Here is a 14,773-nt window from a genome sequence, read left to right as displayed (position 1 = left end):
TGAGCAGCCACTCAGTCGTTGAACGTCAATCTGGCTCCCCAGCCCTCGCTTTGACTCTGGGGCGAGTCGGCCATCAGCGCATCTTGCGGATAGGGCGAGTCCTTTTGCTCAAGGGTGACCGTCACTGGCGGTTTGCGTGCCAGAAATGCACTTCCCATCTGCTCGGCAACACGCTCCCGCACCGCCGGCGAGCTCGTCTGATCGCGGGTCACGGTGAACTCTTTGGACGGGGGAGCAGCCAGTACGGCGTCATCGGCAAGCGGGGTGGCGTCAAACTGCCAGAGGGAGGTGCAAAGGAGCAAGGACAGCATGGCTATCTCCATCGGTAAAACCGATGTTTTTACTCAATCACAGATGAATTGTCACTCATGGCGCTGTAAGCAGATGTTTCCATCTATCCAAAAGTCTAATTGCCCTCCCTCGCCAAAGGTATAAGTTGTTACTTAATCATTACGAGAATGTATTCAAAGGAGTGACACATGAGCGAGAGCAAGGTCTACCCGGTCAAGGCCCACATCAGCAAGGGCGCCCTGTTGGACAAGGCAGGCTACGAGGCCATGTACCAGGCCTCCGTGCAGGATCCGGATGCCTTCTGGGGTGAGCAGGGAAAAATCCTCGACTGGATCAAGCCCTATACCAAGGTCAAGAACACCTCCTACGACCCGGGCCATGTCTCCATCAAATGGTATGAGGATGGCCTGCTCAACGTCTCGGCCAACTGCCTGGATCGCCATCTGGCACAGCGCGGTGACAAAGTCGCCATCATCTGGGAAGGGGACAACCCGGCCGAGGATCGCAAACTGACCTACCGCGAGCTGCACACCGAGGTGTGCAAGTTTGCCAACGTATTGAAAGCACAAGGCGTGCATCGGGGTGACGTGGTCTGCCTCTACATGCCCATGGTGCCGGAAGCGGCCATCGCCATGCTGGCCTGTACCCGCATCGGCGCCGTGCACAGCATCGTCTTCGGCGGCTTCTCGCCGGAGGCCCTGGCCGGTCGCATCATAGACTCTGGCTCCTCCATCGTCATCACGGCCGACGAGGGGCTGCGCGGTGGCCGTCCAGTCCCGCTCAAGAAGAACGTGGATGAAGCGCTTACCAACCCGGATACCCAGGTCAGCAAGGTGATCGTGCTCAAGCGCACCGGTGGCAAGGTCGCCTGGCACGGCCACAGGGACATCTGGTGGCACGAAGCCATCACGACCGTCAGTGCCGACTGCCCGCCCGAAGCCATGGGTGCCGAGGATCCGCTGTTCGTCCTCTACACTTCAGGCTCCACCGGCAAACCCAAGGGAGTGCTGCACACCACAGGCGGCTATCTGGTCTATGCCACCCTCACCTTCAAGTACATCTTCGACTACCACGAGGAGGACATCTACTGGTGTACCGCCGACGTGGGCTGGGTCACGGGCCACTCCTATCTGGTCTACGGGCCGCTCGCCAACGGCGCCACCACCATCATGTTCGAAGGGGTACCCAACTACCCGGCCACCAACCGCATGAGCCAGGTGGTGGACAAGCATCAGGTCAGCATCCTCTACACGGCCCCGACGGCGATCCGCGCGCTCATGGCCAAGGGCCTGGATGCGGTCGAGGGTACATCCCGCCAGAGCCTGCGCATCATGGGCTCGGTGGGTGAACCCATCAACCCGGAAGCCTGGGAATGGTACTACCGCACCATTGGCGAGGAGCGCTGCCCCATCGTCGATACCTGGTGGCAGACCGAGACCGGCGGCATCCTCATCAGCCCGCTGCCCGGCGTCACCGATCTCAAGCCTGGCTCGGCCACCCGCCCCTTCTTCGGCGTGCAGCCGGCGCTGGTGGACAACATGGGCGAACCGCTGGAGGGGGCCACCGAGGGCAATCTGGTGATCACCGACTCCTGGCCGGGTCAGATGCGCACCGTGTTCGGCGATCACGAGCGCTTCGAACAGACCTACTTCTCCACTTTCCCCGGCCGCTACTTCACCGGCGACGGCGCCCGTCGCGACGAGGATGGTTACTACTGGATCACGGGGCGGGTGGATGATGTACTGAACGTCTCGGGTCACCGCATGGGCACAGCCGAAATTGAATCGGCGCTGGTCTCTCATCCCAAAATTGCCGAAGCGGCAGTGGTGGGGGTACCCCACGAGATCAAGGGCCAGGGCATCTACGCCTATGTCACCCTGATCGCCGGGGAGGAGCCGAGTCGCGAGCTGCATAAAGAGGTGAAGGAGTGGGTCCGCAAGGAGATTGGCGCCATCGCCACCCCGGATGTGATCCACTGGGCCGAAGGACTGCCCAAGACCCGTTCCGGCAAGATCATGCGGCGAATTCTGCGCAAGATCGCCACCGGCGAGACCGACAGCCTGGGTGATATCTCCACCCTGGCGGATCCCGGGGTCGTGGACAAGCTCATTCGCGAGAAGTCCGAAGCGGCCTGATCCCGCCCCTTCTCCACCTCCAAAGCCGGCCCTGTGCCGGCTTTGTCGTCTCTGCTACTGAGCAATTCAACAGCGAACCGAGAAGCTCAAAAAACAGACAGATGTAGAGATTAGACCAGTAAAATGCTGCTAATTTTCACGAAATCAATATAATTGCGAAATCTGTGTGCCAGTGCACACCGAATTGCGCAGAAAATGGCTAGATTTCTGGTAGTCCACAAGATAGCTGATAGATAGCAGCATTATCATCGAGGATGTACTCAATATGTCGCAAAATCACCGTATTCTCCTGCTCAGCGGGCCGAACCTGAACCTGCTGGGCAAACGGGAACCGGGCATCTACGGCAGCAAGACGCTCGACGAGATCGTTGCCGATCTGACGCGCAACGCCAGCGAACTCGGTGTCACACTGGAACACCTGCAATCCAACGCCGAACATGAGTTGGTCAGCCGCATTCACCAAGCCATGGGCCAGGTGGATTTTATCATCATCAATCCGGCCGCCTTCACCCACACCAGCGTCGCCATTCGCGATGCCCTGCTGGGTGTGGCCATTCCCTTCATTGAGGTTCACCTGTCAAACGTCCATGCCAGGGAACCTTTCCGTCATCACTCCTATCTGTCTGATGTCGCCAGGGGAGTGATCTGCGGGCTGGGTGCCGATGGCTACCAATTCGCTTTAACCGCGGCCGTGCATCAGTTGCGCGCGGCTTGATAATCACTGATCAGATAAAGAAGAAAGAGAATGCTAATGGATATCCGCAAAATCAAGAAGCTGATTGAACTGGTTGAAGAGTCCGGCATCGCCGAACTGGAGATCTCCGAAGGTGAAGAGTCCGTTCGCATCAGCCGCAACTTCTCCGGTCAGGTGACCACCGCCATGCCGCAGATGATGATGCAGCCAGCCATGGCCCCTGCCGCCGTACCGGCAGCCGCAGCTACAGCACCGACCGCAGATGCCGCCGCACCGAGTGGTCATCTGATGCGCTCCCCCATGGTGGGTTCCTTCTATCGCTCCTCCAGCCCGGAAGCCAAACCATTCGCGGAAGTGGGTCAGCACGTCAATGTCGGCGATACCCTGTGCATCGTCGAAGCCATGAAAATGATGAACCAAATCGAGTCTGACAAGGCCGGTGTGATCAAAGCGATCCTGGTTGAAAATGGTCAGGCCGTCGAATTTGACGAGCCGCTGTTCATCATCGAATAAGGGAAATTGCCACCCATGTTGGACAAAGTAGTCATCGCCAACCGCGGTGAAATTGCCCTGCGGATCCTGCGCGCTTGCAAAGAGCTCGGGATCAAGACAGTGGCCGTTCACTCCACCGCCGATCGGGAGCTCAAACATGTGCTGCTGGCCGACGAAACCATCTGCATCGGCAAGCCTGCCAGCGGTGAATCCTACCTCAATGTGCCGGCTATCATCGCCGCCGCCGAGGTCACGGGTGCCGTTGCCATCCACCCTGGTTACGGCTTCCTCTCCGAGAATGCCGATTTCGCCGAAGTGGTCGAGAAATCCGGCTTCATCTTCATCGGCCCGCGCGCCGAGACCATTCGCCTGATGGGTGACAAGGTCTCCGCCATCGAGGCGATGAAGAAGGCTGGCGTACCTTGCGTACCAGGCTCCGACGGTCCCGTCGACAGCGATGCCAAGCACAACGCAGCCATCGCCAAGCGCATCGGTTATCCGGTGATCATCAAGGCCGCCGGTGGCGGTGGTGGTCGCGGCATGCGCGTGGTACGCAGTGAAGCCGAGCTGGCTGCCGCCATCGCCCTGACCAAGTCCGAAGCAGGCCAGTTCTTCAAGAACGACATGGTCTACATGGAGAAGTACCTGGAAAACCCGCGCCATATCGAAATTCAGATATTGGCAGACGGCCAGGGCAACGCCCTCTATCTGGGCGAGCGTGACTGCTCCATGCAGCGTCGCCACCAGAAAGTGGTCGAAGAAGCGCCGGCACCCGGCATCACCGAAGAGATGCGCAAGTTCATCGGCGAGCGCTGCGTGCGCGCCTGTATCGAGATCGGCTACCGCGGTGCGGGGACCTTCGAGTTCCTGTACGAAAACGGTGAGTTCTATTTCATCGAGATGAACACCCGTATCCAGGTTGAGCATCCGGTCACCGAGATGGTCACCAGCGTGGATCTGATCAAGGAGCAGCTGCGCATCGCCGCCGGTCAGCCCCTGTCGATCACCCAGCAGGACATCCGCATTCGTGGCCATGCCATCGAATGCCGGATCAACGCCGAAGACCCAGCCACTTTCATGCCGTCTCCGGGCCTGATCCAGCGCTTCCACGCGCCGGGTGGTCTGGGCGTACGTTGGGATTCCCACATCTACGCCGGTTACAAGGTGCCGCCTTACTACGACTCCATGATCGGCAAGCTGATCTGTTACGGCGAGAACCGTGACGTCGCCATCGCCCGCATGCGTCAGGCGCTGGACGAGCTGGTGGTGGAAGGGATCAAGACCAACGTCTCCCTGCAAAAAGAGATCATGAAGGACGAGAACTTCCAGCACGGTGGTACCAATATCCACTACCTGCACAAGAAGTTGGGTCTGTAAGGATCTAAGACAGAACAATGACTTCCGATAGAAGTCAGCTCCGCAAGGAGCCTCTGTTGAAAAAGGGCCATGGCGACATGGCCCTTTTTTGTTATCCTTGCGCCCCTCAAAATTGTCGGAGGCCAAGGTGAATCGTTTCGCACTCGCTCGCCGGGAAGCAGCCCTCTGCCTGCTGCTGACCCTGCTCTACTTTCTTGCCTGGTATGGCACTGCCTATTTCATTCCCGAAGAGATCGAATGCTGGGACATACCGCTCTGGTTCCTGCTCAGCTGCATGGTGATGCCACTGCTGTTCATCGTGCTGTGCGGCCTGATGGTGGATCGCCTGTTTGTGGATATTCCCCTCGATACGCCTCCCCATGCCAAGGAGCCTCCCCATGAATCTTGAGCTGATGCTGCCGCTCATCATCTATCTGGTGCTGGTACTGGGAGTCGGCTTCTGGGCCAGCCGCCATCGCGCCGGCGGTGACTTCGTGCAGGAATACTTCATCGGCAACCGCAGCATGGGTGGCCTGGTGCTGGCCATGACCCTGGTGGCCACCTATACCTCGGCCTCCTCCTTTATCGGCGGCCCGGGGGCGGCCTACAAGATAGGCCTTGGCTGGGTGCTGCTGGCGATGATCCAGCTGCCCACCGTCTGGCTCACCCTGGGGGTGCTTGGCAAGAAGTTCGCCATCATAGCCCGCCGGGTCAATGCGGTGACCATCAACGACATGCTGTGGGCCCGCTATCAGAGCAAGGCCGTCGTCGTGCTGGGCTCGGTTACCATCATCCTCGCTTTCATCGCCACCATGGTGGTGCAGTTTATCGGCGGCGCCCGCCTGCTGGAGACGGCAACCGGCCTCAGCTATCAGCAGGGGCTCTTCCTGTTTGCCAGCTGCGTGCTGCTCTATACGGTGATCGGCGGCTTTCGCGCCGTGGTGATGACCGACGCCCTGCAGGGCATCATCATGCTGATCGGCACCGGCGCCCTGCTGGCGGGGATACTGATTGCAGGAGATGGATTGCCGAACCTCATCCACCAGCTCAGAGAAATCGATCCCAAGCTGGTGAGCCCGCAAGGGGCCGGCGACATGCTGACCCAGCCCTTCATGCTGAGCTTCTGGATCCTGGTCTGCGTCGGGGTGGTGGGGCTGCCCCACTCGGCCCTGCGCTGCTTTGGCTACCGTGACAGCAAGGCGCTGCACAGAGGCATTCTGATCGGTACCGTGGTCAGCGCCCTGCTGATGTTCGGCATGCACCTGGCCGGGGCGCTCGGTCGCGCCATCCTGCCCGGCATGGACAGCCCGGACAAGATCATGCCCTCGCTGATGATGGAGGTGCTCCCCCCCTGGCTGGCCGGGGTCTTTCTGGCGGCGCCGATGGCGGCCATCATGTCCACCATTGACTCCCAGCTGATCCAGGCCTCCGCCACTTTGGTGAAGGATCTCTACCTCAACTACCTGAGCCCCAAGAAGTCCGGTCAGGAGAAGCTGGAGGTGCGCATTCCCCGCCTCTCCCTGCTCTGCACCCTGATCCTGGGCACGCTGGTGCTGCTGGCGGCGCTGCAGCCCCCCGAGATGATCATATGGCTCAACCTGCTCGCCTTCGGCGGCCTGCAAGCCGTGTTCCTGTGGCCGCTGGTGCTCGGCCTCTACTGGTCGCGGGCCAACGGCCCGGGCGCCCTGGCCTGCATGGTGTCCGGCATCGTCTGCTATGGCGTGCTGAGTCAGTGGGGGATCAAGCTGGCCGGACTGCACGCCATCGTGCCGAGTCTCGCGCTGGGGCTGGCGGCCTTCGTGGTGGTCAGCCTGCTGACACCGCCACCCGGCCAGAGCGTGCGGCGATTGTTTGAGCAGCAGTAACAAATAGATTAATAAAGGGTTCCAAAACTATCCCCAAATGGGTGTTTTGCGGGTAAACTGTGCGCCAAGTCACAAAACTTCGCGCCCTTATGCCAGTACAGAACGCCAGACAGATCCTGACTCATGCCCTGCAACGACTCGGTTATTCCCTGTTGTTGCCGGTCTCCATACTGCCGCTGGCGGCCCTGCTCTATCGGCTCGGTCAGCCGGATGTGCTGGATTTGGCGGTGCTCTCCCTCACCGGTCGTGCCCTGTTCAGCCAGATGCCGCTCATCTACGCGGTGGCCATCGCCTTCGGCCTGAGCCGGCAGGGAGAGGGCACCCAGGCGCTGGCCGGGGCGGTCAACTTCCTGCTGCTGAGTTCGGCACTGGGCACTCTGGCCCCCGGCCTGCATGCGGATATGATCTGCGGCTTGCTGGCAGGCATGACCACGGCCATCGTCTGCCCCTGGGTGAAACGGCACACACTGTCGGGCTGGTTGCAGAGAGTGAATGGGGACTTCCTCTGCCTGCTTGCCTCGGCGCTCAGCTGTCTGTTGCTGGCGTTCCCTCTCTCCCTGTTCTGGCCGCTGCTGGAGCAGGGCATCACGCTGCTGGCCTCAGAGCTGCTCACCACCCCGCTCGGCGCCTTCTGCTATGGCGTACTGAACCGCTTGCTGATCCCCCTCGGCCTGCATCAGGTATTAGGCAGCCTCATGGGGCTGGGCGAGAGCAACCTGCTGGCGCTGGCCAGCGCCCAGCCGCTGCACGAAGGCTATGTGGCCGGGCTTTACCCCATCATCATGTTCGGCCTGCCCGGCGCCTGTTTTGCCATCTGGCTGCACCGCCAGCGCATGCAGCGCCTGCCACAGGGGGGCCTGCTGCTCACCCTGGCGCTCACCTCGGCGCTGGTGGGGATCACCGAGCCCATCGAATTTCTGTTCGCCTTCACCGCCCCCTGGCTGTTTCTGGCCCACGCCCTGCTGACCGGGCTGTCGCTCGCCATCTGCAGCGCTCTTGGCATCCAGGTGGGCAGTTACTTCTCTGCCGGCCTGCTGGATCTGGTGCTGAGCTACCAGTCCGGCGAGCACAGCTTCTGGCTCATACCCGTCGGTATCCTCTTCTTCGTCGCCTATACCCTGCTGTTCTATCAACTGCTGGAGCGCGCCCCCCTCAGCCTGCCGAGCAAGCCCATTGCCAAAGAGCATTCAAGGCTTGCGAGCGTCGCCCCCTCGGATCCCCAGATGCTCGCAATCCAGTACCTCAAGGTGCTGGGCGGGATGGACAACCTGCAGGCCATGAGCGTCTGCCTGACCCGTCTCAGCCTGCGGGTGCGCGACATAGCCTTGGTGGATCAGTCCCGTCTGCTGGGGCTGGGTTGCCTTTCCTGGATCCAGCTCAACGACCATCAGCTGGTGCTGGTGCTGGGCCCCAATGCCAGCCTGATCGAGGGCCAGATCCGCATGCTGGCGGAGCGCCAGTCGGTGCCGCTCGGCCTCAAGCCCAATCAGGAGTCCACCAGCCAGAGCAACTGGTAGCCTCAGGCAAACGGCAGCCGCTCGGCGACGAAGTCCATCAGCGAGCGCAAGGCGGGCGCCAGATGTTCCCGGCTCGGGTAGATGAGGTAGAAGGGATTGGGCGGTATGGGGTGATCCGGCAGCAATTTCTGCAACCGCCCCGTCGCCAGATCCTGCTGGCAGACGTGGTGTGGCAGCAGGGCAATGCCCCCCTCGTGCAGCGCCAGCTCCCGCAACGCCAGCAAACTGTTGCTGATGCAGGCCCCTTGCGGCCGCCAGCCCCCCTCCTGCAGTGGCCACACCGGCAATGCCGAGTGCACCAGACAAGGGTGAAGCCCCAGCTCAGACAGCTGCTGCGGCGTGCCATGGGTCGCCAGATAACCGGGAGCCGCCACCAGATGGCGCGGCACCTGACCAATGCGCCGGCAGATGAGACTGGAATCTTTCAGCGGCGCCGCCCGCAGCGCCAGATCGTAACCCTCTCCCACCAGATCCAGTTGCTCGTCACAGAGGGTCAGCTCCAGCACCACCTCGGGATAGAGGGCACGAAACTCGGCCAGGATCCGGCCAAGCAGCAGGGTGCCGGTCGCCTCGGGCGCCGTGATCCTTACCCGACCGGCGGGGGCGGTGCGCAGCCGCGCCATCGCCAGGTTGGCACTGCGGGCCAGCGCCAGCAGCGCCCGGCACTGCTCCACGTAGATCTCTCCCTGCGGCGTCAGGCTCAACCGGCGGGTGGTGCGCTGCAGCAGCCGCACCCCGAGCTGGGCTTCGAGCCGCGAGATCTTCTGGCTCACCGAGGACTTGGGCATGCCGAGCGCCTCGGCGGCACCGGTAAAACTGCCCTGCTCCACTACCGTGGCGAACAGCCCCATCAATTCCAGTTCGACATTGTTCATATATTCAAACAGTCTGTCCCAATTACCCATCTTAATCAGGATAATCAATCAGACTAGAGTGGCTGGCAATCCCAATCCATCCGATTTGAAAGGAACTGCCATGAAAGCCATCGCCCTCACCCATTATCTGCCGAGCGGCCACCCCCACTGCTTCATCGAGGCCAATCTGCCCAACCCGACCCCAGGCCCGCGGGATCTGCTGGTGAAAGTGACGGCAACCTCGGTCAACCCGGTGGACACCAAAGTCCGCGCCCCCAAGGCCAAGATTGAGCCAACCCCCCGCGTACTGGGCTGGGATGCGGTCGGTGAGGTCATGGCAATCGGCCACAAGGTGACCCTGTTCAAGGCGGGCGACAGAGTCTGGTATGCCGGCGACATCAGCCGCCCCGGCAGCAACAGCGCATTGCAGCTGGTGGATGAGCAGATAGCCGCCCTCGCCCCCACCAGCCTGACAGACCCGGAAGCCGCCGCCCTGCCGCTCACCGCCATCACCGCCTGGGAGGCGCTGTTCGAGCGCATCGGCCTTCGCCGCGAGAGCACGGGCAAGCTGCTCATCATAGGCGGTGCCGGCGGCGTCGGCTCCATCGCCATCCAGCTGGCCCGCCAGCTCACCAACATGGAGGTGATCGCCACCGCCTCCCGGCCAGAAAGCCGTGAATGGTGTCTGGCAATGGGCGCCCATCAGGTGGTGAGCCATCACCAGTTGCAGGCAGAGCTCACCACTCTTGGCGTCACCCAGCTCGATGCCATCTTTTGCACCAATGCCACCGAGCAGCACTGGGATGCCATGGCCAGCCTCATTCGCCCGTTCGGCCACATCTGCACCATCGCCGAATCCAGCGAGCCCTGGGATCTGGGCCTGCTCAAGTCCAAGAGCATCGCCTTCAGCCAGGAATTCATGTTCACCCGCTCCCTGTTCCAGACCCCGGACATGATCGAGCAACACAAGCTGCTGGGCCGGGTCGCCACCCTCCTCGATCAAGGGGTGCTCAAGACCACGCTCACCCGCACCCTGGCCGAGCTGACCCCCGTCACCCTGGCCCGGGCTCATGCCGAGGTGGAAGCGGGTCGCATGGTCGGCAAGCTGGTGATCGACATGAGTCGATTCGGCAACTAATCTCTTATGGGTAAAAACTGCACCATCATGGGGTGAATTCACCAGTGACAGGCCCCATCAGTGCACAGTTCACAAGCAGGCACCACGCGGCATCACCATAAAAAGAGCCAAAAAAAGGGGCCATCCCGCCGGGATGGCCCTAAATACCTGAACGTTGGGGTAACAATCACACACATATCCTTATGCAGGACATCTCCATCTTTGCATCTTGTGTGCCAATCCCCTGGATCTGCGCCCTTTCTTCACGCTCATCCCCACACAGCAGCCCACGCAAGCCCGCTACCCGTCAGCAGGCAAAAAAAAAAGCCACCCTAAGGTGGCTGAAAAAGATGACGGAACTTTCCTAGAGCAAAGCATTCAGCGGGAACAGGTTGCTTCCCGTCACCCAATGAGGAATACATTAACCGTGCCAACTTGGCAGAGTTCTCTTCCTGCACCATGCCGACATGGGCAAACCACGACAGCACAGGCCCATGATGATAGAATCTCGCGGTTTCACATTTATGAAGAGTCGACGCCATGCCCTGGATACAAATTCGAATCAACGCCACTGCCAAGACAGCAGACAAGGTGAGCAACATGCTGCTGGGGCGTGGAGCCCAGGCCGTGACCTTTATGGATGCCCAGGATGTGCCCGTGTACGAGCCGCTGCCCGGTGAAACCCCGCTCTGGGGCGAGACCGAAGTGATGGGCTTGTTCGATGCCGAAACCGATCCGGCCCCCACCATCGCCTTCTTCCAGCAGATCTTCGGCGAAGACGTGGGCTACAAGGTCGAACAGCTGGAAGACAAGGACTGGGTGCGCGAGTGGATGGATCACTTCCACCCCATGCAGTTTGGCGAGCGGCTCTGGATCTGCCCGAGCTGGCGCGACGTGCCCAATCCGGATGCGGTCAACGTCATGCTGGATCCGGGTCTGGCCTTCGGTACCGGCACCCACCCCACCACCGCGCTCTGCCTGCAGTGGCTGGACGGGCTGGATCTGGCCGGCAAAACCGTGGTCGACTTTGGCTGCGGCTCCGGCATTCTCGGCATCGCCGCCCTGAAACTGGGGGCCGCCCGCGTCATCGGCATCGACATCGATCCGCAGGCCATCCAGGCCAGCCATGACAACGCCGAGCGCAACGGCGTCGCCGGCCAGATCGAACTCTACCTGCCGGCGGATCAGCCGCAAGGAGTGGAAGCGGACGTGGTGGTGGCCAACATCTTGGCCGGCCCGCTGCGGGAACTCGCACCGCTCATCGCCGGCCACGGCAAAGCGGGCAGCCTGATGGCGCTCTCCGGCGTGCTGGAGAGCCAGGCCCCGGAGCTGGAAACCATCTACGGCCAGTGGTTCGACATGGACCCGACCGCAGTGAAAGAGGAGTGGTGCCGTCTCTCCGGCCGCAAGCACGGCTGATAGAGAGCGGCTATTGCGGCGGCAACACTGTGGTCGCAAGCACGGCTGATAGAGAGCGTTATCCTTCTATGCAAACCAACAAGGGCACCCCAGGGTGCCCTTGTCGTTTCCCGTCGCCATTCTGCCCACTCTGGGGAGAGCTTCACGCTTCTATCCTCCTCGATGGCTTATGCTCTCCTCCTCCACCCCATTGAGGCCCAGCCATGACCGAATATCAGAAGATGATCAGCAGCCAGCCCTATAACTGCATGGCGCCGGAGCTGGATGTCCTGCGCCGGGAGACTGCGCGCTTGTACCGCCGTTTCAATCGCTGCGACGAGGAGGAAGAACAGCTGGCGCTGCTGCAGGAGATAGTCGGCGAGCTGGCGGAGAACGCCTTTATCTGCCCGCCCCTCTACTGCACCTATGGCCGCCATATCAGCCTGGGGAAGGATTCCTATATCAACATGGGAGCCACCATGCTGGACAACGCGCCGATCCGCATCGGTGCCAACGTCATGATAGGGCCGAACGTGCAGATCTATACCGCCGCCCACGCACTGGCAGCCGATGAGCGCATCCAGGGGGTGGAGACGGCGCTGCCGGTGACCATAGAAGACAAGGTCTGGATCGGTGGCGGCGCCATCCTGCTGCCCGGCGTCACCATAGGGCGGGAAGCCATCGTCGGCGCGGGCGCCGTGGTGACCAAAGACGTGCCGGCCGGTGCCCGGGTGGTGGGCAACCCGGCCCGGATCCTGGCCGCCAAAGCGAAGTGCTGACCCCTTCCCGGCGCCAGGCCGTCGCAGCAACCGCCAAGCGGGTCCCGCTTCACCTACCTACAGTGAAGCAACGGCAGGCATGGGGCAGTTAACGGGCGCCCATAAAAATGAAGCCCAATGTCATAACGACGTTGGGCTGTAAAAAGGTGCTACGGAATTGCGACTCTCATCGCAGAAAATTAGAAGGGGTCACCTTCTAAACTGGCACAGGGATATTAACGAGGCGCAAACGTTTTACATAGCGTAATCAACCAGGATTGAGAACAGCCTCTCACTATTTAAAAAATTCCCTGCCAAGCCCCGTCCCCCTCTTGGCAAGCATTTATTTATCAGTACAGCCTCAGGCTCGTGATCGGGCGGGATCAAAAAAGCCCTGACAAGTCAGGGCCTTGGTCAAATTAATGCCGCTTAGAAGCGACGAACAAACTCATCCGGCGGCAGTTCGCGCAACTTGCGCGCCTCCAGCATGGGGGTGCCGAGGTAGAGGAAACCCACCAGTTGATCCTCCGGGGCCAGCCCCAGCCCGGCGTTGACCCGCTCATCGAAGATGAACCAGCCGGAGCGCCAGATGCCGTTGAAGCCCTGGGCCTGAGCCGCCATCTGCATCGCCATCAGGGCACAACCGGCGGAGAGTTCCTGCTCCAGTTTCGGTACCTTGGGGTGGGCCTGATAGCGGGTGGCGACAGCCACCAGCAAGGGGGCGCGCAGCGGCGCCTCCTGGCACTTCTTGATGCTCTCTTCATCCTCGCCACGGGCACGGGCGGCCTCGGCCAGCAGGGCCCCCAGCCGCTCACGCCCCTCCCCTTCAAACAGGATGAACTGCCAGGGAGTCAGGGTGCCATGATCCGGCGCGCGCAGCCCCGCTCTGAGGATATTGTCGAGCACCTCACCGCCCGGGGCGGGTGTGGTCAGGCGGCCACAGGAGTGGCGGTTGAGCAGTAGAGTAAGTGCATCCATCGGGAGCTCCTTTATTGAGAGGAAGGGGGGCGCGACAAACAGACGCGCTCACTTCCCGGGTATCAGAATGGCTTGGAGAGATTGATGCGCCATTCCCAAATGTTGAGCCCACCCTGACCAAGGCTGAGATAACCCGCACTGGTCGTCAGCGTCGTCGAACCATCAAGCAGGGTACGCAATCCCAGCCGTACAGTGCCACTGAGCGGTTCGGTGCGTGCAGAGTCAAGATTGCCCGTCAGGATATAGCCATCGTTGGGTCTCTCAAAGCCATAATCCACCCCCAACTCCCCATAGGGCATCAGCGGCAGGCCACCGGAGGTATGGTAGATCCGGCTGAATTCGACCGAGCCGATCAGGTTGCCTTGGTTGTAGCTGTCACTCTCTCTGTCCAGTTTCAATGCCAACCCTTGATAATCCCCCTGCAACGGATAGCCTTCGCTGTTGCTATGGCTGTAGTTCAGAGCCAGACGCGGACGCACTGACAACTGCTCCCAGAAGTACTGGCCCGTGGTCCCCAGGCTGCCACTCAACGATCTTGAGCCATAGTCCCCCGAGAGGAACAGCAGATCCTGCTCATTGTCCATCCAGCCGTACATCAGGGTGGCATCCAGCATCCAGCGCTCCGACGCCTGATAGACCAGATAGGGGCCGATATTGTAACCACCGGCCGCCAAGCGCATACCACCGTTGAAAGAGTCCACCTTGCTGTCGACCCGGGAGACGATAAAACCAACGCTCAACTCGGGGTTGAGGCGCGTGTCGGCCCCCAGACTGAATACATTGGTGCTGCCAGACACATCTGCACCTTCTCGATGATCCGAGATGTCGTAGTAGACCTCATCACCCCACAGACTCCACTTCCGTACCGCCGGTTGGGCCTGCGCAGCCAGATCGGAGCGGGTGAAGGGACAATCCGGGTACTGATCCCGCTGCTCGGGCGGCAGTTGCGCCCGCTCATCCGCCATCACGCACAGCACGCGATCGTTCAGGGCTCGTTCGCTCGCCTGTTGACCGGCGCCAACCACAGCCGGCGGGCTGACCGGCACCAGAGGCTGAGGCAATCCCGGATTGGGCAAGAGCTCCCCGGGTGGCAACGTGCCGATCGGCGGCTGCACCCCACCGGGTCGGGTCGGCATCACTCCCGTGGGCGGCAGGATCCCATCCGGCGGCTGCACTCCACCAGGCCGTGTCGGCATCACTCCCGTGGGCGGCAGGATCCCATCCGGCGGCTGCACTCCACCGGGTCGAGTCGGCATCACTCCCGTAGGCGGCAGGATCCCATCCGGCGGCAGCACTCCACCAGGCCGTGTCGGCATCA

The 14,773-nt window shown here is 61.4% G+C and carries 14 protein-coding genes; 10 read left to right on the top strand and 4 right to left on the bottom strand.

Going from position 1 to position 14,773, the window contains the following annotated elements; all coding sequences use genetic code 11:
• Positions 1-11: 11 nt before the first annotated feature.
• Positions 12-311: a hypothetical protein gene (locus ACW5XD_RS01060; protein WP_456493240.1), complete on the bottom strand. Its 300-nt coding sequence runs from the start codon at positions 309-311 to the stop codon at positions 12-14.
• Between the two features lie 168 nt (positions 312-479).
• Here ACW5XD_RS01060 and acs point away from each other — a divergent pair, with 168 nt between their 5' ends.
• The 7 genes from acs to ACW5XD_RS01025 all read left to right on the top strand — a co-directional run bounded on the left by acs (position 480) and on the right by ACW5XD_RS01025 (position 8,350).
• A complete protein-coding gene (acs, locus tag ACW5XD_RS01055) occupies positions 480-2,426 on the top strand; it encodes an acetate--CoA ligase (protein WP_456493239.1) in 1,947 nt (648 codons plus the stop codon).
• A 265-nt stretch (positions 2,427-2,691) separates the two neighbouring features.
• Complete coding sequence (gene aroQ, locus ACW5XD_RS01050; RefSeq protein WP_456493238.1) at positions 2,692-3,141, top strand: type II 3-dehydroquinate dehydratase; 450 nt, start codon at positions 2,692-2,694, stop codon at positions 3,139-3,141.
• A gap of 36 nt (positions 3,142-3,177) precedes the next feature.
• Complete coding sequence (gene accB, locus ACW5XD_RS01045; RefSeq protein ID WP_456493237.1) at positions 3,178-3,633, top strand: acetyl-CoA carboxylase biotin carboxyl carrier protein; 456 nt, start codon at positions 3,178-3,180, stop codon at positions 3,631-3,633.
• A 15-nt stretch (positions 3,634-3,648) separates the two neighbouring features.
• A complete protein-coding gene (accC, locus tag ACW5XD_RS01040; RefSeq protein WP_042866664.1) occupies positions 3,649-4,989 on the top strand; it encodes an acetyl-CoA carboxylase biotin carboxylase subunit in 1,341 nt (446 codons plus the stop codon).
• Between the two features lie 127 nt (positions 4,990-5,116).
• Positions 5,117-5,377: a DUF997 family protein gene (locus ACW5XD_RS01035; protein ID WP_456493236.1), complete on the top strand. Its 261-nt coding sequence runs from the start codon at positions 5,117-5,119 to the stop codon at positions 5,375-5,377.
• Positions 5,367-6,833, top strand: a complete 1,467-nt coding sequence (gene panF, locus ACW5XD_RS01030; protein WP_456493235.1) for a sodium/pantothenate symporter — start codon at positions 5,367-5,369, stop codon at positions 6,831-6,833. Before ACW5XD_RS01035 ends, panF begins: the two co-directional genes overlap by 11 nt.
• Before the next feature lie 89 nt (positions 6,834-6,922).
• A complete protein-coding gene (locus ACW5XD_RS01025) occupies positions 6,923-8,350 on the top strand; it encodes a PTS transporter subunit EIIC (protein WP_456493234.1) in 1,428 nt (475 codons plus the stop codon).
• Positions 8,351-8,352: 2 nt separating this feature from the next.
• Here ACW5XD_RS01025 and ACW5XD_RS01020 read toward each other — a convergent pair whose 3' ends face one another.
• Positions 8,353-9,225 (bottom strand): LysR family transcriptional regulator, encoded by an 873-nt coding sequence (locus tag ACW5XD_RS01020; protein WP_456493233.1) that lies wholly within the window; start codon positions 9,223-9,225, stop codon positions 8,353-8,355.
• 100 nt (positions 9,226-9,325) lie between these two features.
• Between ACW5XD_RS01020 and ACW5XD_RS01015 the strand changes: the two genes are divergently transcribed.
• The 3 genes from ACW5XD_RS01015 (at position 9,326) to ACW5XD_RS01005 (ending at position 12,498) form a co-directional block, all read left to right on the top strand.
• A complete protein-coding gene (locus ACW5XD_RS01015; RefSeq protein WP_456493232.1) occupies positions 9,326-10,342 on the top strand; it encodes a zinc-binding alcohol dehydrogenase family protein in 1,017 nt (338 codons plus the stop codon).
• A 519-nt stretch (positions 10,343-10,861) separates the two neighbouring features.
• Positions 10,862-11,740, top strand: coding sequence for a 50S ribosomal protein L11 methyltransferase (prmA, locus tag ACW5XD_RS01010; protein ID WP_098982739.1), 879 nt, complete (start codon positions 10,862-10,864; stop codon positions 11,738-11,740).
• 203 nt (positions 11,741-11,943) lie between these two features.
• Positions 11,944-12,498 carry a sugar O-acetyltransferase gene (locus ACW5XD_RS01005; RefSeq protein ID WP_456493231.1) on the top strand — a complete coding sequence of 185 codons (555 nt, stop codon included), beginning with the start codon at positions 11,944-11,946 and terminating at the stop codon, positions 12,496-12,498.
• A gap of 408 nt (positions 12,499-12,906) precedes the next feature.
• On the opposite strand, the gene ACW5XD_RS01000 is transcribed toward ACW5XD_RS01005, so the two are convergent.
• Positions 12,907-13,455, bottom strand: coding sequence for an NAD(P)H nitroreductase (locus ACW5XD_RS01000; RefSeq protein ID WP_456493230.1), 549 nt, complete (start codon positions 13,453-13,455; stop codon positions 12,907-12,909).
• Positions 13,456-13,517: 62 nt separating this feature from the next.
• A complete protein-coding gene (locus tag ACW5XD_RS00995) occupies positions 13,518-14,630 on the bottom strand; it encodes an autotransporter domain-containing protein (RefSeq protein WP_456493229.1) in 1,113 nt (370 codons plus the stop codon).
• Between the last annotated feature and the right edge of the window lie 143 nt (positions 14,631-14,773).

It is taken from the genome of Aeromonas enterica, from assembly GCF_054052465.1.
Note: the sequence above shows the minus strand (reverse complement) of the source record. Positions and strands in the feature narration are given on the sequence as shown.